The following is a 17697-nucleotide window of genomic DNA, read 5'->3' as shown; positions in this document are numbered from 1 at the left end:
CGATCCGGCGCTCGAAGACGGGGACTAGTCCTCGGTCGACCCGGTGTCCCGCGGCGCCGAACACGCACGGGGGACACGGACGCCGCGCCGGGTGGGCAGGGCGGCACCGAGGATCAGCCGACGTTCGGTCAGCGCGACCGGGGACTTCCCCCGGCGCTTGCCCGTGCTGCGCGGGGCCGGTCCTGCGCCGACCGCGATCACGCGATCAGCTGGTCCCACAACGGCTTTCATGCAATCCTCCTGGTTGCGGCCAGTGCCATACCGCGCAGTTGCTCTTTGGCGGCTGGGGTGGCCGAGCTGGAATCTATGGCGGCTAGGCCGCGGTCGGTGAGGTCGGCGATGCGGCGTTCCACTTCGTCGACGGCGCCGAGCTCGGTGAGCACGGCGCGCAGGCGCGTGACATCCTCGGCGCCGAGGTCGGTGCCGATGTTGGTGCGCAGCAGGTGCGCGGCGGACGGGTCGGTGGCGTCGGCCCGGCGCAGCGCCTCGGCGAGCAGCACGGTGCGCTTGCCCTCGCGCAGGTCGTCGCCGGAGGGTTTGCCGGTGACCTCGGGATCGCCGAACACGCCGAGCAGGTCGTCGCGCAGCTGGAAGGCGATCCCGATGTCGGTGCCGAAGGTGCGGTAGGCCGCGATCAGGTCGCGGTCGGCGGCGGCGATGGCGGCGCCGAGGTGCAGCGGGCGCTCCACGGTGTAGGCGGCCGTCTTGTAGCGATTGATGCGCAGCGCGGCCTCCACCGACTCGTCGCCGACCGCCTCGCCGTTGATGTCGAGCAGCTGACCGCCGAGCACCTCGGTGCGCATCTGCGCCCAGACCGGCGCGAACCGCGCGAGGGCGGCCGGGGCGAGCCCGGCGGTGTGAACCAGGTCGTCGGCCCAGGCCAGGGCCAGATCGCCGATCAGGATCGCGACGCTGGTGCCGAAGTGGGCGGCGTCGCCGGACCAGTCGCGCTCGCTGTGGCGCCGCTCGAAATCGACGTGCACGGTGGCGAAACCGCGGCGAGTCCGGGAGGAATCGATGATGTCGTCGTGGATGAGCGCGCACGCCTGCACCAGTTCGAGTGCGGAGCAGGCGGCGAGCACCGCGCCCGCTTCGGCGCTGTCCGGGTCGCCGCCCGCGCCGAGCCAGCCGGTCCAGGCGAACGCGGGCCTGGTGCGCTTGCCGCCGCGGAGCACGAACCGCTCCAGCGCGTCGGCGGCGTCGACGAAGACCGGGCCGAGCGGCTCGACGATGGGCCGCCGGGTGGCGAAGAACTCGGTGAGCCGGTCCTGCACGGCCGCGACGAATCCGGGCGTGCCCGGGATCGGCGTCCGCTGCGCGTCGGCGGGCGTTGCCGGGGTTCGTGTCGGAGTACCGGGTCCGGCGGACAGAGGAACCTCCAGGGTCACGGGTGTGGTCGCGCCGGTCGAGCGCGACGAGTGGTCTGTGAGCGAGCGTGTGTCACCGCCGCCCGGGTTCGGCGCGATCGCGGCGCACTCCGGTTCGGCCGCAGCGATAGTGGTGCCGTATCAGAGAATACGCGGCCATCCCATCCCGTCGGTGACCAACCTCCGCCCTGGGAAAACCACTCATGGGGTGGCCGGACATAGGACGTTTCGCGCCTTCGGACGAACCCCGCCGACGACCCCGCACGCGGCCCGAGCGGAAGCGGATATCCGCCGGACCCGGAGTGAGCAGACATGTCAGGACGGGCGTCCCACTACACTGAACCGGTGACTTTCGATTCCGTGCGGGGACGTTCGACCCCAGGGCGCCCGTCCCCGACGCCACCGATCGTCTCTGGAACGCCTTCGGTTGTGCAGAGCTTGCAGGTCCATTCGGGCCGCAACGTCCCGTTCTCCGTCGAGTTCAACCCGCCGCGCGACGCCGCGGGCGAGGCCCGGCTCTGGCGGGCGGTGCGCGAGTTCGAGCGCATGCATCCTGCGTTCGTATCGATGACCTACGGCGCGGGTGGTTCCACCAAGGACCGCACCGTGCGGGTGACCGGTGAGCTGGCCAAGGAGACCACCCTGCTGCCGGTGGCGCACCTGACCGCCGTCGGGCACAGCGTGGCCGAGCTGCGCTCGCTGGTCGGCGCGTACGCCGATTCCGGCATCCGCAACATTCTGGTGCTGCGCGGCGACCCGCCAGGCGACCCGCTCGGCGAGTGGCACAAGCACCCGCAGGGCGTGGAGTACGCCGAGGAACTGGTCCGCATCGTTCGCGATCTCGGCGATTTCCACGTCGGCGTCGCTTCCTTCCCGCAGGGCCATCACCGCTCGCCCGACCTGGACTCCGACACCGCCTTCCTGGCCGCGAAACTCCGTGCCGGAGCGGAGTATTCGATCACCCAGATGTTCTTCGAGGTCGAGCACTACCTGCGCCTGCGCGACCGGGTCGCGGCAGTGGATCCGATCGAGGGCGCCAAGCCGATCATCCCGGAGCTGATGCCGATCACCTCGCTGCGCACCGTGGCGCGGGCCGAGGAGCTGTGCGGCCGCCCGCTGCCCGCCGCGGTGCTGGAGCGGCTGCGCAAGGCCGCGGGCGACGGCCAGGAGGAGGACCGCGCCGCGGTGCGCGAGGTCGGCATCGAGATCGCCACGGAGATGGCGCAGCGGCTGATCGACGAGGGCGCGCCCTGCCTGCACTTCATCACCCTGAATTTCGCCAAGGCGACCAGCGAGGTACTGACCAATCTCGGCTACGGAGTCACCGCGGCGCCGATGAGCGCTTGACGACCGCACGCCAGCGCGCCCGACGGCACACAGCGTCGACGACAGCGTGGCAAGCGCACCTGTGATCGCCTGACGCCCCCGCGCCTGCGCGCCGAATGATTCAGCGCCGAATGCCCCGCCGGTCGACGACCGGCGGGGCATTCGCACATCAGGCGGCGCGTGCCGCTCCCAGCCCCCACGCCTCGGCCAGCAGCCGATGGGATTCGAGCCGGTCGGCGTGGTCGTGGGCGACGCTGGTGATCAGCAACTCGTTCGCGCCCGTGACCCGCTGCAAGGCGGCGAGCCGTTCCACCACCGTGCTCGGCGTCGCGGAGTGTGATCATTGCGCGGTCGGCACGGCTCGAACCGGATACCGCGGAGCGCTTCTCGTCCCGGCGCACGGGCGCAAGCCGACGCGCCGAAAACTAGCCGATCAACGAAACGGCTGCTGAGCGAGTTTGCCGGAGTACCGTGTCCTCACCGTGCCGACGATGAGGAGCACCGCTGTGACTTTGTTGCGCCGCTTCACCACTCTCGCCGCCGCCGCGACCGGTTCGGTCGCACTGGCCTTCGGCGTCTGCGCCCCCGCCGTGGCGGCGCCCGCCCCCGCCGAACTGCCAGGCGCACAGCAGGCTGCCGCGCCCGGCGATCTGCTCGGCGCCTATCAGTCCACCGTCGAGGCGCTGCGCGGCTTCGGCATGGAACCGTTCCTGTTCCCGTCCGCCGCGGCGTTCTGCGGTAACGGAAGCACTTTCGGTCTGGTGCCCGCCGTCGCAGGCGCGATGCCGGGACCGTGGCCCAAGTCCACGGTCACCATCCCTGGCCTCGACCTGACGGCGGTGAAGTCCGGTCAGACCATGTTCACCTTCGTGCCCTACGGCCTGGACTCGGAGAGCCGCAACACCGCGGGCATGCAGGTGGCCTGGCTGAATGTGAGCAATGGACGCGGCGGCATCGCCCAGATGGGTCCCCTCGCCGACATCTTCCGCGCGATGGTGCCAGCCGCGGTCCCCGCCGACCTGCGCCCGCAGGCCGAACGTGCCATCCAGGACGTCTTCTTCGCCGCACTCCCGGTCGGCGGCATCCGCGCGGTCCCCGTCGACACGGGCAAGGGCACCGTCCTCGCCGCCGTCTTCGGCAGCGTCGACAACGGCGAACGCACCTGCTTCTTCCTGCCGACGGTCGGCATCAGCTCGGTGCCGTAAAGCTCAGCGGCGCCGTGGTTCATCGCACACCGGCTCGGTCCTCGGACCGGGCCGGTGTCGTCTGTTCAGCCCGCGTCGATCAGCGCGCGGCCTTTCCAGCGCAGCACGCCCCGGCGTCGGGCGCGATGCGATTTCAGGACGAGGCGCTGGTACGCGGCGATGGAGAAGGGGTGCGCCGCCGCCGCGCACGCGTCGGAAAGGCGTGGGGGACCGCCGGATTCGAGTGAACGGGCCAGCAGGCGGCCGGTGACGGCGGCGGCGTAGCCGAGCGCGCCGACCCGGCGGGTCGCTCCACGGCCGAGAATGGCGGCCAGCGGGGGAAGCCAATAGCCAAGGGCCAGTACGGTTCCCACGGCCGCTGCGGCCGAGCGGGAGCCGCCGTAGGCGGACCAGAGCCAGCGGGTGTAGCCGGCCTCGACCTCTGCCGCGCCGCGATACATCCGTGTACTGGCGAGCGATCCGGCGGCGACGGCATGGGTGGTGTGACCCGCACGACGCAAGGCGCGCGCGATGTCGAGATCCTCGGTGGGGCTGCCTGCCACCGCGGCGTGACCGCCTATCGCGCGGTAGGCGGCGGCGTCGAAAACGAGGAACTGGCCGCAGGCGACGGCCGTCGAGGGGCGGTGGCCGCGGTTGCCGAGCACGATCGGCAGCGTCGACGCCCATGACCAGCAGAGCAGCGGCTGCACCAGCGCCTCGGCGACGGTCTCGGCCCGCTGGGTGGGCCACGGCGAGACCAAGGCCGTGTGCCGATCCCGGAGCGCGCGCGCCGCCGCCGCGACGGCACGCGGGGCCAGCCGCACATCGGCGTCGAGGAAGACCAGGATCGGCGCGTCGGCGAGTTCGGCCAGCCGGGCGCACGCCGCGGCCTTACCCGTCCAGCCCGGCGGCGGCTCCGTTTCCGAGCGGATCACCTCGAAGCGGGGATCGCCCGCGATCGCTTCCCGCGCGACGCTCGCCGTGCCGTCGGTGGAGCCGTCGTCGAGGACCAGCACCCGCAGGTCCGGCAGTCCGGTCTGGGCGCGTAGGTCGGCGATCAGCGCGGGCAGCCGCTCCGCCTCGTCACGGGCGGGCACGCAGACCGTGACCGGTTCGGCCGACGAGGCTTCCGCGTCCAGGCGCGGTATCGAGAACCGGTTGACCGCCGCGATTGCGCATCCCGCGAGCGCGACGGCCGCGCCCACTCGCCCGCTCAGCGCAACTGCTTGACCGACTGCCACCAACGCCGCCAGGAGAACTGGTGCTCGGGCACCTCCGGCGCGGCCGGGTTGCGATCCATGTACGCCATGGCGGCGACGATGGCCGCGACCGCGAGGGTGATGCCGCCGACGATGCCCGCCCAACCGGCGAAGGAGCGGGTGTTCGGGTCCGCGTAGCTCACTTCGGCGCGCAGCGTGGACACATCACCGGGCGGCAGCTTCCACGAGACGGTGGAATCGCCTTCGCGGTTGCCGTTCGTCTTGGCCACCCTGGCCGGGAACGCGATGGTGAACTGCACGTCGGAGCCGTGCGGCGGGACGGATTTCAGGTCGACGCGCCCGTTCAGGCTGACCAGGTCACCGGTGCGCTGGAACTGCAGCTGGAACATGCCCTGCGTCTGCTCGGACAGCAGGCCGAGCTGCTGCACCTCGCCGAAGGACAGGTCCTCGAAGAACACCTTGCTGCCTACGTATCCGTCCTGGCTGTAAGGCTCGACGCGCACCTTCGCCGCAAGCGACTCGGGCGCCTTCAACTGCGGCCCCTTGTCGTCGGGCCCCGCGGGTACCACCGCGGCCACGATTCGTCCCGATACCCGGTCGTTGGACGACACGCCCATCGACACCTGCACCCGCAGGCACCCGGCCAGTACCGGTGCCAACAGCGCCGCGAGCAGCACCGCAGCGGCTACCCGTACCCGGGTGCGTGGTGCGCGCGGCGTCGGTCGATCCGGGACATCGGGCAGCGGAAGGGCGGGACTCGGTTGCACGGCTCACATCGTGCCAGGCCGAACGCCCGAATCGCCACGCGGCAGCCGCGACACGACGACACGCGTCACCCCTTCGGCACGCCGCCGTACCCCGGCTCGCCCTGTATACCGTGCTCGCCCCGCATCCGCCCCGCTCGCCGCCGAGCGGGGCCTGGACAATTGACTGTTTGGTAAATTTTGTCTGCGATTGGGCGTGGACAGCGCTCGGGGAAGGTGGGACGGGCGTGGCGGGAGCCGCTGGAACCAAGGGAGTGCCACGCGCCGAGCGTGAGGCGCAGATCCTCGACGTCGCGGCCGCCGAGATCAGCCGGGTCGGCTACGCGGGCCTGTCGCCCGCGGTGGTGGCCGCCAAGGCGGGGGTCTCCAAGCCGCTGGTGTACGCCTACTTCGACACCAAGGACGGCCTGTACGTGGCGTGCGTTCGCCGGGCGGCGACCACGCTGGGCGACGCGATCGACGCGGCGATCGACGGGCCCGCGACGCTGGAGCTGGCCGAACGCACGCTGGCGGGCATCTTCGGCGCGCTCGAGCCGCGACCGCACGATTGGCACGTCGTCTTCGACCGTTCGCACCCGGACGAGGGACCCGCCGCCGACGCGGCCCGCGCCGCCCGGCGGCGCATCGCCGAGCAGGCGAATCGCGGGGTCGCCGCGTTCCTCGCCGGTCGCGGTCTCACCGATCCCGACGATCTGTCCGCGTTCGCGGCCGTGTGGATGGGAACCGTCACGGCCCTGGTCGGCTGGTGGCTGCGGAACCCGGGCGAGACCGCCGAGGCGATGACCGCGCGCACCCGCCGCCTGCTCGCCGCGCTCGCCTGACCCGCTCCGGCGTATCCCGTTGCTATTGCTCGTGCCGGGACCGATGCCGGGCCAGGTGGATCAGCAGCGGCACCCCGAGGGGACTCATCCCGAGCGCGCCGTACCAGGCCGAGGACGGGAGATCGAGGAAGACGGCATGGGCGACCAGGGAACCCAGCCAGGTCCAGAGGAACACCGCGACGGGGACGGCCGGGGAGGCGGCGGAACGCGGCCGGGTCGGCGCAGGAGCGGCGCGATCCCAGACCGCGAGCAGCAGCGCCATCAGCAGGCCGACACAGCACCAGCCGAGGTAATTGGTGAGCGGGATGTCCGCGAGGCCCGGCAGCCCGGAATCGGTGTCGCACCAGGTCCATTGGCCGTCGGCGACCATCTGCGGATCGAGGTACAGGTCCCAGCCCACCGCGCCGATCGTGGTCAGTGCGACGCGCACGGCGGTCCGCCGGGTCACGATGCCCGCCACGATCCACACCGGATACATCCCGCCGGTCCAGGCCAGCGGCACCAGCAGCGGTACGCCCGCGAGCGCGGGCCCGATCCGGTCCTCGGCGTACTCGTAGCAGCCGAACGGAATTCCGGTCGCCACCCCGAGCATCTCCGCGAGCAGGCCCACGCCGGAGACGATCACCAGGAAGCCCATCGCGTAACGGGTGCCGCGGGTGGCGGCGGCGTGCGCGAGCGCCGTGCCAGCGGAGAGCAGCACGATCACCACGGTGATCCGGTCGCGCGCGGTGCCGTCGGTGAGCGGATAGCCGATCTGGGCGAGCACGAGCAAGATCGCGAGCAGCGCGGGCGCGGGGTGGCGCATCGACCGCACCCGCGACCACGTCAGCCGCGCGCTCGTCCGATGTTCCCGCGTCCCCGAGGCCGTCATCGTCTGCGCGGAAAGGGGAATCGCCTGCGGCCGGCGTCGCGGAGGACGAGCCGCGCCGCGGTCCGCCCGCTCGCGCCGGAGACGCCGCCGCCGGGATGGGTGGACGCGCCCGTCAGATACAGGCCGGGCGCGCCGGGCACCCGCTGACCCGAGAGCTCGGGCAGCGGCCGCCACAGCATCATCTGGTCCAGCGACATCTCGACGTGCATGACATTGCCGCCGCGCAGCCCCATCTCCCGCTCCAGGTCGACCGGCGTCTGCACGAACCGCTGCCGCACGGTGGCCGCGAAACCCGGTGCGTAGGAATCGACTTCGGCGACGATCCGGTCACCCTCGCGCTCGGCGTGCGCGGCCCAGTCGCTGCCGTCGGCCAGCCGATAGGGATGCCACTGCGCCCACAGCGACAGCTGATGCTCGCCGGGCGGGGCGATGCTCGGATCCAGCGCGCTGAAGCTCATCGCCAGCACCACCGGCCGCGGCGGCAGGTCGCCCGCCAGCGCGGCGCCGTGCGCGCGCCGCAGCTGGGCGCGATCGGACACCAGGAACTGGAGGCCGCGCGCGGATTCCGTCGCCGAGGCTCCCTGATAACCGGGCAACGCGCTCGTCGCGACCCGCACCACCATGCCGATGCCGGGCCCGACCCGGATGCGCCGCTGCCAGTCGTCCAGCGTGGCACCGTCGAAACCGCCCGCGCGCAGCAGGTCCAGGGTGGTGAGCACGTGCGCGCCCGCGATCACCGCGTCGGCGCGCAGGCCGCGCCCGGACGCGGTACGCACCAGCCAGCCGTCACCCACGCGTCCGATGGAGGTGACCGCGTCGCCTGCCGTCACCGTCGCACCGTCGGCACGCAGCCGCGTGACCAGCGCCGCGCTCAACGCGCCGCTGCCGCCGACCGCCCGCCCCGGCGGCAGCGTGTGCATCAGCGCCGCGAAGCCGACCATCGGGGCCGTTCCCGGTTCCGACATCGGCGGACCGGACTGCGCGCCGAACCAGGCCAGCGACGCCTTGAGCCGTTCGTCGCGAAACCAGGTGTCCAGCAGCGCGTCCCCGGACTGGAGGAACTCCCTGGACAGCGCGCTGCCGCCGGCCTTGGCGTCCAGTCCCCAGAACGAGCGCAGCAGATGGCCGGGCTTCGGCGCGCCGCCGAACGCGCGCATCACCCGCGCGCTGCGCGGACCCCACACCGCGACGAACCGCCGATACGCGTCGGCGTCGGCCGTCCCGCACGCCGCGGCGATGGACGCGCAGGTCGCTTCGAGGTCGCGATGGAAAACGAGCGGCGGGCGTCCCTCGGCGTCGGCGGGGGTGAAGCCCCAGGGATCGCAATCGCTATAACGGAGTCCGAAGCGATCCAGCTCCAGCTCCTCGATGATCCCGGTGTGCCGGATCATGATGTGTGCCGAGGAGCCCCGGTCCACCAGGTGTCCGGGGAACCGCTCGACCGTCGACACCGCGCCGCCGAGCACCTCGTCCCGCTCCAGCACCTCGACCCGGTGTCCGTCGCGCGCCAGGTAGCAGGCCGCCACCAGCGCGTTGTGCCCGGAACCGACGACTACGACGTGCACGGCCGTGCCTCACCGCCGTCGGCATGCGCCGCGCTCGCCGCCGCGCCGAGGCCGCGTCCGCTCACAGCGGCAGCCGCCTGCCGAGGATCGCGAACGGCCGGTTGTCGCCCGCGAACACGAAATGCCGGATGACGTCGGCGAATCCCTCCCGGCGATAGAGCCGCCACGCGCGGTTCCCCTCGCCCGCCACCTCGGGCGTGGACAGCAGCACCGCGCTCTCCGTCCGGTTCTGGAGCAGCCTGCGCAGCAGGATCTCGCCGATGCCGCGACCCTGTGCGCTCGGGTGCACGTGTAGCTCGGTCAGCTCGAAGTAGTCCGAAAGCAGTTCGCGCGCAGAGTGTTCCGGCCAGCCGGAGCGGCGCATCCCGCTGTGCACCTGCTGGTGCCACCACTGGTGCGGCGCGCCGCGATAGCCGTAGGCGATGGCGACGATGGACGAGGTGCGCAGGTCGACGCGGCCGTCCTCGTCGGGCAGCAGCGCCGCGACCGCCTGCCAGCCCGCGCGGGTGGTGTGCTCGGTCCACATCGGCGCGCGGTGATTCTCGGTGCCGCGTGGATAGTCCATCGCGGCAACATAGACCGCTAGCGCGTCGTGCAGCCGGTAGCGCAGGTCCGCGACCGAGAGGTCGACGACGACGGGTGCGGGTGCGGGTGAGTGGTGTGGCTTGACGGCTGTCATGGCTCTCGTCGGACCGCGCGGACGCGGAAAGTTGTCGGTGGGCGTCTCTATATTCAAGCTCAATTCAAACGTTCGAATACCTGTTCGGTCCGCGCGGTGCACGAGGACCGGTGGGTGTACGAGGGCGGAGGGACGTGCCGATGAGTCGGATCGAGCAGCCGGGGCAGCCCGGCAAAGCGGGGAAACTGCTGAAGAAGGCCGACGGACTGCTGATGCAGGCAGCGGCGGAGACCGACCCGAGGGAGCGGTTTCGCACCTCGTATCTGGCCGCGCTGCGCGGCGCGGGCGCGGTGCTCGCGTTCACCGGCGCCGACGCGGCGCCGCGCGCCCGCTCGCGCAACGCGTGGGTCTTGTTGCAGCGCGCCGCGCCCGAGTTCGTCATGTGGGCCGACTACTTCAGCGCCCGCTCCGAATTGCGCGCCGCGCTGGAGGCCGGACTGGACCGCGAAGTCGACGAGCGGCAGGCCGACGAGTTCTCTTCGCGGGTGGGCGCATTCCTGCACGACGTGGAAGATCTGCTGAACTCGGCCGCTCGGTTACGGCCCGCGCCGGGATGGACCGGAGGCATGACCGCTTAGTTATCACCGAGAAGGTGGTACGGCCCTGATCGAACTCGTATCATTGGTGACAGATAGCCGCCAAGGTCGGCTATCTGTCGCCTACCCGGAGGCGACAAGCCACGTCCTAGTGCCGGGGGAGGTACCGTGCCACTCTCCGAGCACGAGCAGCGCATGCTCGAACAGATCGAGAGCGCGCTCTATGCTGAGGATCCGAAGTTCGCCTCGTCCGTCCGCGGCGGACGCCTTCGCTCGACCTCGAGTCGTCGCAGACTCCAGGCCGCGGCCTTGTTCGTCCTCGGTCTGTTTCTACTGGTCGCCGGTATCGCCGCTCCGGTGAAGCCTGGTGGCTTTCCGATCATCAGCCTGATCGGATTCATCGTCATGTTCGGCGCCGGCGTGCTTCTGCTGCTCGGCACCTCCAAGGGCGGCGCCCGTGGCGCGCGTTCCGGCGAGGCGCCCACCAGCGGGCCGGGCGGTGGCGGATCGAGCGGACCTGGGCGTCAGCGCAAGTCCGGTGGTTTCTCCGAACGCATGGAGGATCGCTTCCGGAGACGGTTCGAGCAGGAGTAGCTCGGCTGTAACCTGAAAATCTTCATCACAGCAGGCGACGCCGCACCAGCAACGGGTGCGGCGTCGCCTGCTCCTGTTTCCGGGACTTTCGACCCCCGCTAGGTCGGTCCCACATCTCCCCACGGCGTTCCCCACCTTCCCCCAGAACCACCCCCTTTCGGCTCGAGGGCCTTGGCTACCAGGGCGGTTTGCTGGATGTTTTCGGGGAGCGACGCGCCGATGTCCGCGTGTCGGCAGAACACGTAAAAAGTTCCCCACCCGGTGATAGCTGGGATGACCTGCGAAATCGTCTCGGCGGGGAGCCAGATCACCTCCACTTTCGATTGAAAGTGGGGGAAAGTGGGGTAATGTGGAGCGCGCACTACAGGAGAGGCCATCCAGAGAGGTGATCCGGTAGGGAGGTATCGAGTTGTTTCTCGGTACCTACACACCTCGGCTGGATGACAAAGGGCGACTCACGTTGCCTGCGAAGTTTCGAGACGATCTGGCGGGAGGGTTGATGGTCACGAAGGGTCAGGACCACAGCCTTGCCGTGTACCCCAAGGAAGAGTTCACCGCGCTCGCTCGGCGAGCCGCGGCCGCGTCTCGCAGCAATCCGCAGGCCCGCGCATTCGTCAGGGCACTCGCGGCCGGAACCGATGAACAGCGTCCGGACGCACAGGGCCGCATCACGTTGTCGGCCGATCATCGGCGCTACGCGAACCTGGACCGGGATTGCGTGGTGATCGGCTCGGTCGACTTCCTCGAGATATGGGACAAGCAGGCGTGGGAGTCCTACCTCGCCGAGCACGAGGAGGATTACGCGCAAGCGAGAGACGAGTCGCTGGGCGGAATCTTCTAGCCCGAGCGGACGAGTGCCACGCGGCCTCTGCCCGGACGCGGACCCTGGCGTACTTCCCCGACGCCAGGTGCCGTTGTTCGGTCAGAGACCACGGGGCACTCGTCTTCGACAGCAGCTTCTTTTACCAAAAGCACTGTGGAACAAGGCGACCCGTGTGCGATGGTCGAACGTTCGACGATCGAGACGCTCGCCGTCCGGTGCAAACGACGAGCGAGAATCCGGGAGGTCGAGGTGAACCGTGAACAGCACGGCCCCCGGCATGTTCCGGTTCTGCTCGGCCGCGCCGACGAACTGCTGGGCCCGGCGCTCACCGAGCCGGGCGCCGTCTACGTCGACGCGACCCTCGGTCTCGGCGGTCACGCCGAACATTTCCTGCGCACCTATCCCGGACTGCGACTGGTCGGGCTCGACAGGGACACGAACGCGCTCCGCCTGGCCGAAGCGCGGCTGCGTCCCTTCGCCGACCGAATCACATTGGTGCACACCACCTATGACGGTATCGCCGACGCGCTGACGCAGGCCGGGCTGGATCCGGTGGATTCGGTGAGCGGCATCCTGATGGACCTCGGCGTCTCCTCGATGCAACTGGACGAGGCCGAACGCGGCTTCGCCTACTCCGTCGACGCCCCGCTGGACATGCGGATGGACCCGACGACCGGGATCACCGCCGCCGACGTGCTCAACACCTACAGTCACGGCGATCTCGCCAGGGTGCTGAAGACCTACGGCGAGGAGCGCTTCGCGGGCAAGATCGCCTCGGAGGTGGTGCGCCGCCGTCAGCAGCGGCCGTTCACCACGAGCGCCGAGCTCGTCGAACTGCTCTACGCGACCATCCCGGCCGCCGCAAGGCGGACCGGCGGGCATCCCGCCAAGCGCACCTTCCAGGCGCTTCGGGTGGAGGTCAACGGCGAGCTCGACTCGCTGCGCGCCGCGCTGCCCGCCGCGCTGGACGCGTTGCGGATGGGCGGCCGGATCGTCGTCATGTCCTACCAGTCGCTGGAGGACCGGGTCGTCAAGCAGGAGCTGGCGCCGCGGATCACCTCCCGCACCCCGGTGGACCTACCGGTCGAATTGCCCGGTATGGGACCGGAATTCCGGATGCTCACCCGCGGCGCCGAGAAGGCGACCGAGCGGGAAGTCGAAGAGAACCCGCGGGCCGCGCCGGTGCGTATGCGGGCGGCCGAACGGATTCAGGAGAAGGGATGAGTGTGACGACATCGAGCTGCAGCTCGGCTGCCGTCGTGCTCATCGGACGTCCGTCCACGACCGGAGCCGCCTCGCGCGGCCCGATCGTCGCGGATCGCACGTCGACGGGGTGGGGGTGTTCTTGCGGAACAGAGGAGGCGACGACACCATGAGTATCCGAACGCGTACGGTCGAGTCGCCAGGTCGAGTCGCTCGTCGAGTGCAAGCCGCCGAACGGGTGAAATCCGGTGCGGCGCAGCGGGCTTACGCCAAGCGCAAGACGCGCGCCGAACACCGGACCGACACCGCACTGCTGCCGACCCGCAGGTCGGTGATGGCCGCGCGGATCCCGTTCGTCGCGGCGATCATCGCGATGCTCGGCTGCGGTCTCGCGCTCACCCTGTTGCTCACCACCAGGGCGGCCGAGGACAGTTACCAGCTCAGCGACGCCAGGGAGCTCAACAGGAAGCTCTCCGAGGAGCGTGCCGGTCTGCAGCGCGAGGTCGAGGCCGCCGATTCCGCCCCCGAACTCGCGGCCCGCGCCCGCGAACTGGGCATGATTCCGGCGAATGACCCGGCCCGGCTGGTGATCGAGCCGGATGGCACGGTGACGGTGATCGGCACGGAGGCTCCCGCGCAGGGCGCGCCCGCGCCGCCGTTGAACGTGCCGCCCAAGCCGTCGACCACCCAGCCAGGGCACGCGCAGGCGCAGGGCGAGCGCGTCGTGCCGGTCTCGACCACGCCGCCCGCAGGCAGGCCTGCCGCCGGGCAGGCGAACGGCACGCAGGCGAACGGCACGCAGGCCAACGGCACGCAGGCCAACGGTGCGCAGGCGAACGCGCCGAGCCCGATGCCCGCCGCGCCGCCTCCTCCGCCGTCCCCGGTCCCGTCGCCCGCCGAGACGCCGCAGCCTGCGGCCCAGAATCCGGTGGCGGCAGCGGATCCCGCGGCACAGGCGCAAGGACCGGCTGGGCAGGCACCGGGACCCGAAGCGGCACAGAACCCTGCCGCACCGCAGCCTGTGGCGCAGGTACCCGCCGACCAGCTGGCCGCACCGCCCGAGGCGCAGGTGGCACCGCCGCCCGAGCCGCTCGACCAGCAGGGGGGCATCCGATGAACCGGACCAGGCCCGCGCCGCGCAAGCGGCGCGGGCCGGTGGTATCGGGGACCGCGAGATCGCGCGCCGCCGCCGAGCGTCCGGCGCGGTTGCGGCTGGGGGTCGGCCGGATCGTCATGCTGGTCGCGCTGGCCGTCGTCGCGGTCCAATTGCTGTATATCCAGAGCATTTCCGCGCCCGGACTGTCCGCGCAAGCGGCCAGCCAGCGCACCGTCCGGCTGACCGACGAGGCCACCCGCGGCCCGATCACCGATCGCAACGGCAAGTCGCTGGCCTTCACGGTGTCCGCGAAATCGCTGCACTTCCAGCCCGTTCAGGTGCGCAAGGATCTCGAGGCCGCCCGCGCCGAGAGCGCGAAGGCGCCCGATCCGGACGAGCGGCTCGAGGCGATCGCGAAGACGATCCACGACAAGCTGGGCAAGAAGGCGCCCAGCGAGGCGGACCTGCTCGCCAAGCTGCGCAGCGAGGAGACCTTCGTCTATCTCGCGCGCAATGTGGACCCGCGGATCGCCGCCGAGATCACCGTGGATTTCCCCGAGGTCGGCGCCGAGCGCCAGGACGTGCGCGAATACCCGGGCGGATCGCTGGCCGCCAACATGATCGGCGCGACCGGATGGGACGGGCACGGGCTGATCGGCCTGGAATCCTCGCTGGACTCGGTGCTCGCGGGCACCGACGGCTCGCACACCTACGATCGCGGTTCCGACGGCGCCGTCATTCCCGGCAGCTGGCGCGACAAGCAGCCCGCCGTGAACGGCAACGGCGTCGAACTCACCCTCGACTCCGACCTGCAGTACTACGTGCAGCAGCAGGTGCAGCAGGCCAGGCAGCAGTCCGGCGCGCAGGGCACCTCGGCCGTGGTGCTGGACGCCAGGACCGGCCAGGTGCTCGCCATGGCCAACGACAGCACCTTCAATCCGACGCTGGGCCCACAGAACTGGGGCTCGGCCAAGACCAGCAACCCGTCGGTGAGCGACCCGTTCGAACCCGGTTCGGTGAACAAGATCGTCACCGCGGCCGCGGCCGTCGAATACGGGCTCACCACTCCCGACGAGGTGCTCCAGGTTCCCGGCTCGATCCGGATGGCTGGCGTCACCGTCGGCGACGCCTGGAACCACGGCGTCGTGCCCTTCACGACCACCGGCATCTTCGCGAAGTCGTCCAACGTCGGCACCCTGATGCTGGCCCAGCGCGTCGGCGAGGACCGCTACGCGGACATGCTGAACCGCTTCGGTCTCGGGCAGCGCACCGGTGTCGGCCTGCCGGGCGAGTCCGCCGGTCAGGTGCCGTCGCGCGACCAGTGGTCCGGTGGCACCTTCGCCAATCTGCCGATCGGACAGGGCCTTTCGATGTCCACCTTGCAGATGACGGGAATGTATCAGGCCATCGCCAACGACGGCCTGCGTATCCCACCGCGCATCGTGAAGGCCAAGATCTCGCCGGACGGCGCGCGCACCGAGGAGCCGCAGCCGGACGGCATCCGGGTGGTGAGCACGCAGACCGCGCAGACGTTGCGCCAAATGTTCCAGGCGGTGGTGCAGCGCGATCCGATGAACGCCGAACAGAACGGCACCGGCTGGCCGGCCGCGATCGAGGGCTACCGGATCGCGGGCAAGACGGGCACCGCGCAGAAGATCGATCCGGGCTGCAAGTGCTACTCGAGCTCCAGCTACTGGATCACCTTCGCTGGCATGGCGCCTGCCGACAACCCGCGATACGTAATCGGCTTGATGCTGGACAACCCGGTGCGCAGCTCCGACGGCACCGGCGGTCAGTCGGCCGCGCCGCTGTTCCACAGCATCGCGTCGTGGGCGCTGCAGCGCGATCGGATCCCGCCGACGACCGCCCCGGCACAGACGTTCGTCCTGCAGGCTGGTGTGTGATTCCGGCTTGTCGAATCGTCGTATTTCCGCGCCCCGGCGCGGCAACACCGAGCCGCGTTGTTCCCCGGTGAGCCCGCGTCGGTAACCTGACTCGTCACCATAGTCCGTGCTGTCCAATGCTCTGTCCGAGAGGAGCGAGGTGCCCGCGCAGTCCAGCCCGCCCGCGTTGCGGCCGGTCGACCCGCCGTCGACACCGCTGACCACCGTGCTGGAGTTGACCGGCGCCCGTCCGTCGGCGACGATGCCCGGCGATTTGGTGGTCACCGGAATCGAGCAGCGTTCGAACGCGGTGTGTGCCGGCGATCTGTTCGCCGCACTGCCCGGCTCGCAGTCGCACGGCGCGCGCTTCGCCCGCGACGCCGTCGAGCGCGGCGCGGTGGCCGTGTTCACCGACGCCGAGGGCGCGCGGCTGGCCGGGGAGCTGGGCGTGCCGGTGCTGGTGCGCGAGCGGCCGCGCGAGGTGCTCGGCGAGCTCTCCGCGGCGCTGTACGGCAACCCTTCGCAGCGGCTGCGCATCGTCGGCATCACCGGCACCTCGGGCAAGACCACCACCTCGTATCTGGTGGAGGCCGGGCTGGCCGCCTCCGGTCTGACCACCGCACTGATCGGCACCATCGAGACCAGGATCGGCGGCCGCCGGGTGCCGAGCGCGCTGACCACCCCCGAGGCGCCGCAGCTGCACGCGATGTTCGCGCTCATGGTCGAGCAGGGTGTGGACGCGGTGGTGATGGAGGTGTCCAGCCACGCGCTGGCGCTCGGCCGGGTCGACGGCGTGCGCTTCGCGGTGGGCGCGTTCACCAACTTGTCCCAGGACCACCTGGACTTCCACGCCGATTTCGAGGACTACTTCGGCGCCAAGCGCAGGCTTTTCGACCCGGCGTCGGCCGTCGCTGCCGGTACCTCGGTGATCTGCGTCGACGACGACTGGGGCCGCCGTCTGGCCGCGAGCCTGGCCGCGCCGACCACCGTCGCGACCACCGGGCCCGCGGACTGGCACGTGGCGGGCGCGGTCGCCGCGCACGGCGGCGAGCAGCGGTTCACCGCCGCGGGCCCCGACGCGAATGTCGATGTGCGACTGCGTCTTCCCGGCCGCTACAACGTCGCCAACGCGCTGCTCGCGGTGGCCGTGTGCGCCGCGGCGGGCGTCGATCCCGCCGTCGCCGCGCCCGCGCTGGCTGCCGTCGACGTGCCGGGCCGGATGCAGCGCGTCGAGCGCGGCCAAGATTTCCTCGCCGTGGTCGACTACGCGCACAAGCCCGCCGCGCTGGAATCGGTGATCGCCACGCTGCGCGTCCACCTGGCCGCCGACAATCCGGTCGCGCCCGGTCGCTTGGCCGTGGTAGTCGGCGCGGGCGGCGACCGCGACGCGGTCAAGCGTCCGCTGATGGGCGAGGTCGCGGCCAGGGGAGCGGACCTGCTGATCATCACCGACGACAACCCGCGCTCCGAGGCGCCGGCCGAGATCAGGGCCGCGATCGCCGCGGGCGCGCTGGCCGTGCCCGCGGGCGAGCGCGGTGAGGTCCGGGAGATCGGCGACCGCGCCGCGGCCATCGCCGCCGCGGTGGACTGGGCAGGGCCCGGCGACGCGGTGCTGGTCGCGGGCAAAGGTCACGAGGCGGGCCAGGAGATCCAGGGCGTGAAACACCCATTCGACGACCGCGATGTCCTGGCGGACGCCTTGTCGCGCAAGGCAGCCGCGGAGGCGCGGGCATGAACTTTCAGGCGGCACAGCATGTTCAGCGAG

17 protein-coding genes and 1 pseudogene are annotated in these 17697 nt (G+C 71.0%); 10 read left to right on the top strand and 8 right to left on the bottom strand.

Annotation, left to right across the window (positions count from 1 at the left end; translation table 11 throughout):
* Positions 1-24: 24 nt before the first annotated feature.
* Both AB0H50_RS18310 and AB0H50_RS18305 read right to left on the bottom strand, forming a co-directional pair.
* Positions 25-231, bottom strand: a complete 207-nt coding sequence (locus AB0H50_RS18310; RefSeq protein WP_357453656.1) for a hypothetical protein — start codon at positions 229-231, stop codon at positions 25-27.
* Positions 228-1382, bottom strand: a complete 1155-nt coding sequence (locus AB0H50_RS18305) for a polyprenyl synthetase family protein (protein WP_357455268.1) — start codon at positions 1380-1382, stop codon at positions 228-230. The genes AB0H50_RS18310 and AB0H50_RS18305 overlap by 4 nt, the downstream gene beginning before the upstream one ends.
* Before the next feature lie 330 nt (positions 1383-1712).
* Here AB0H50_RS18305 and AB0H50_RS18300 point away from each other — a divergent pair, with 330 nt between their 5' ends.
* The gene (locus tag AB0H50_RS18300; RefSeq protein WP_357453653.1) at positions 1713-2714 is read left to right on the top strand and encodes a methylenetetrahydrofolate reductase; all 1002 of its coding nucleotides are present in this window, start codon (positions 1713-1715) and stop codon (positions 2712-2714) included.
* Between the two features lie 148 nt (positions 2715-2862).
* On the opposite strand, the pseudogene AB0H50_RS18295 reads toward AB0H50_RS18300, so the two are convergent.
* Positions 2863-3021: pseudogene (locus AB0H50_RS18295) on the bottom strand (LLM class flavin-dependent oxidoreductase); the annotation flags it as partial.
* 163 nt (positions 3022-3184) lie between these two features.
* Here AB0H50_RS18295 and AB0H50_RS18290 point away from each other — a divergent pair.
* A complete protein-coding gene (locus AB0H50_RS18290; RefSeq protein ID WP_357453650.1) occupies positions 3185-3898 on the top strand; it encodes a hypothetical protein in 714 nt (237 codons plus the stop codon).
* Positions 3899-3963: 65 nt separating this feature from the next.
* Here the strand turns inward: AB0H50_RS18290 and AB0H50_RS18285 are convergent, their stop codons facing one another.
* Entirely contained in the window at positions 3964-5118 is a 1155-nt protein-coding gene (locus AB0H50_RS18285) for a glycosyltransferase family A protein (protein ID WP_357453647.1), read from the bottom strand.
* The gene (locus AB0H50_RS18280) at positions 5091-5774 is read right to left on the bottom strand and encodes a DUF3153 domain-containing protein (protein WP_357455265.1); all 684 of its coding nucleotides are present in this window, start codon (positions 5772-5774) and stop codon (positions 5091-5093) included. The genes AB0H50_RS18285 and AB0H50_RS18280 overlap by 28 nt, the downstream gene beginning before the upstream one ends.
* Positions 5775-6088: 314 nt before the next feature.
* Between AB0H50_RS18280 and AB0H50_RS18275 the strand changes: the two genes are divergently transcribed.
* Positions 6089-6682, top strand: coding sequence for a TetR/AcrR family transcriptional regulator (locus AB0H50_RS18275; protein ID WP_357453644.1), 594 nt, complete (start codon positions 6089-6091; stop codon positions 6680-6682).
* A 22-nt stretch (positions 6683-6704) separates the two neighbouring features.
* Here AB0H50_RS18275 and AB0H50_RS18270 read toward each other — a convergent pair whose 3' ends face one another.
* The 3 genes from AB0H50_RS18270 to AB0H50_RS18260 all read right to left on the bottom strand — a co-directional run bounded on the left by AB0H50_RS18270 (position 6705) and on the right by AB0H50_RS18260 (position 9797).
* Positions 6705-7487, bottom strand: coding sequence for a carotenoid biosynthesis protein (locus AB0H50_RS18270; RefSeq protein ID WP_357453641.1), 783 nt, complete (start codon positions 7485-7487; stop codon positions 6705-6707).
* 62 nt (positions 7488-7549) lie between these two features.
* Entirely contained in the window at positions 7550-9118 is a 1569-nt protein-coding gene (locus tag AB0H50_RS18265) for an NAD(P)/FAD-dependent oxidoreductase (protein ID WP_357453639.1), read from the bottom strand.
* Between the two features lie 61 nt (positions 9119-9179).
* Positions 9180-9797: an N-acetyltransferase gene (locus AB0H50_RS18260; RefSeq protein WP_357453636.1), complete on the bottom strand. Its 618-nt coding sequence runs from the start codon at positions 9795-9797 to the stop codon at positions 9180-9182.
* Positions 9798-9937: 140 nt separating this feature from the next.
* Here AB0H50_RS18260 and AB0H50_RS18255 point away from each other — a divergent pair, with 140 nt between their 5' ends.
* The 7 genes from AB0H50_RS18255 to AB0H50_RS18225 all read left to right on the top strand — a co-directional run bounded on the left by AB0H50_RS18255 (position 9938) and on the right by AB0H50_RS18225 (position 17667).
* Positions 9938-10375 carry an SAV_6107 family HEPN domain-containing protein gene (locus tag AB0H50_RS18255; RefSeq protein WP_357453634.1) on the top strand — a complete coding sequence of 146 codons (438 nt, stop codon included), beginning with the start codon at positions 9938-9940 and terminating at the stop codon, positions 10373-10375.
* Between the two features lie 126 nt (positions 10376-10501).
* Complete coding sequence (locus AB0H50_RS18250) at positions 10502-10927, top strand: DUF3040 domain-containing protein (protein ID WP_357453631.1); 426 nt, start codon at positions 10502-10504, stop codon at positions 10925-10927.
* A 409-nt stretch (positions 10928-11336) separates the two neighbouring features.
* Positions 11337-11768: a division/cell wall cluster transcriptional repressor MraZ gene (gene mraZ, locus AB0H50_RS18245; RefSeq protein WP_067785767.1), complete on the top strand. Its 432-nt coding sequence runs from the start codon at positions 11337-11339 to the stop codon at positions 11766-11768.
* A gap of 231 nt (positions 11769-11999) precedes the next feature.
* Positions 12000-12974, top strand: a complete 975-nt coding sequence (rsmH, locus tag AB0H50_RS18240; RefSeq protein WP_357453628.1) for a 16S rRNA (cytosine(1402)-N(4))-methyltransferase RsmH — start codon at positions 12000-12002, stop codon at positions 12972-12974.
* A gap of 199 nt (positions 12975-13173) precedes the next feature.
* The gene (locus tag AB0H50_RS18235) at positions 13174-14070 is read left to right on the top strand and encodes a hypothetical protein (RefSeq protein ID WP_357453626.1); all 897 of its coding nucleotides are present in this window, start codon (positions 13174-13176) and stop codon (positions 14068-14070) included.
* Between the two features lie 116 nt (positions 14071-14186).
* Positions 14187-15953 carry a penicillin-binding protein 2 gene (locus AB0H50_RS18230; RefSeq protein WP_357455262.1) on the top strand — a complete coding sequence of 589 codons (1767 nt, stop codon included), beginning with the start codon at positions 14187-14189 and terminating at the stop codon, positions 15951-15953.
* Positions 15954-16092: 139 nt separating this feature from the next.
* Positions 16093-17667 carry a UDP-N-acetylmuramoyl-L-alanyl-D-glutamate--2,6-diaminopimelate ligase gene (locus AB0H50_RS18225; protein WP_357453623.1) on the top strand — a complete coding sequence of 525 codons (1575 nt, stop codon included), beginning with the start codon at positions 16093-16095 and terminating at the stop codon, positions 17665-17667.
* The last annotated feature ends 30 nt before the right edge of the window (positions 17668-17697 follow it).

Source organism: Nocardia sp. NPDC050793, assembly GCF_040654065.1.
Lineage (GTDB): Bacteria > Actinomycetota > Actinomycetes > Mycobacteriales > Mycobacteriaceae > Nocardia.
The sequence above is the reverse complement of the archived record's forward strand: the minus strand, read 5'-3'. Positions and strand labels throughout refer to the sequence as shown.

Excerpts from the sequence above, each read along its gene's own strand:
- AB0H50_RS18310 (WP_357453656.1), bottom strand. The coding sequence starts at position 231 with ATGAAAGCCGTTGTGGGACCAGCTGATCGCGTGATCGCGGTCGGCGCA.
- AB0H50_RS18290 (WP_357453650.1), top strand. The coding sequence starts at position 3,185 with ATGAGGAGCACCGCTGTGACTTTGTTGCGCCGCTTCACCACTCTCGCC.
- AB0H50_RS18270 (WP_357453641.1), bottom strand. The coding sequence starts at position 7,487 with ATGCGCCACCCCGCGCCCGCGCTGCTCGCGATCTTGCTCGTGCTCGCC.
- AB0H50_RS18260 (WP_357453636.1), bottom strand. The coding sequence starts at position 9,797 with ATGACAGCCGTCAAGCCACACCACTCACCCGCACCCGCACCCGTCGTC.
- AB0H50_RS18255 (WP_357453634.1), top strand. The coding sequence starts at position 9,938 with ATGAGTCGGATCGAGCAGCCGGGGCAGCCCGGCAAAGCGGGGAAACTG.
- AB0H50_RS18230 (WP_357455262.1), top strand. The coding sequence starts at position 14,187 with ATGCTGGTCGCGCTGGCCGTCGTCGCGGTCCAATTGCTGTATATCCAG.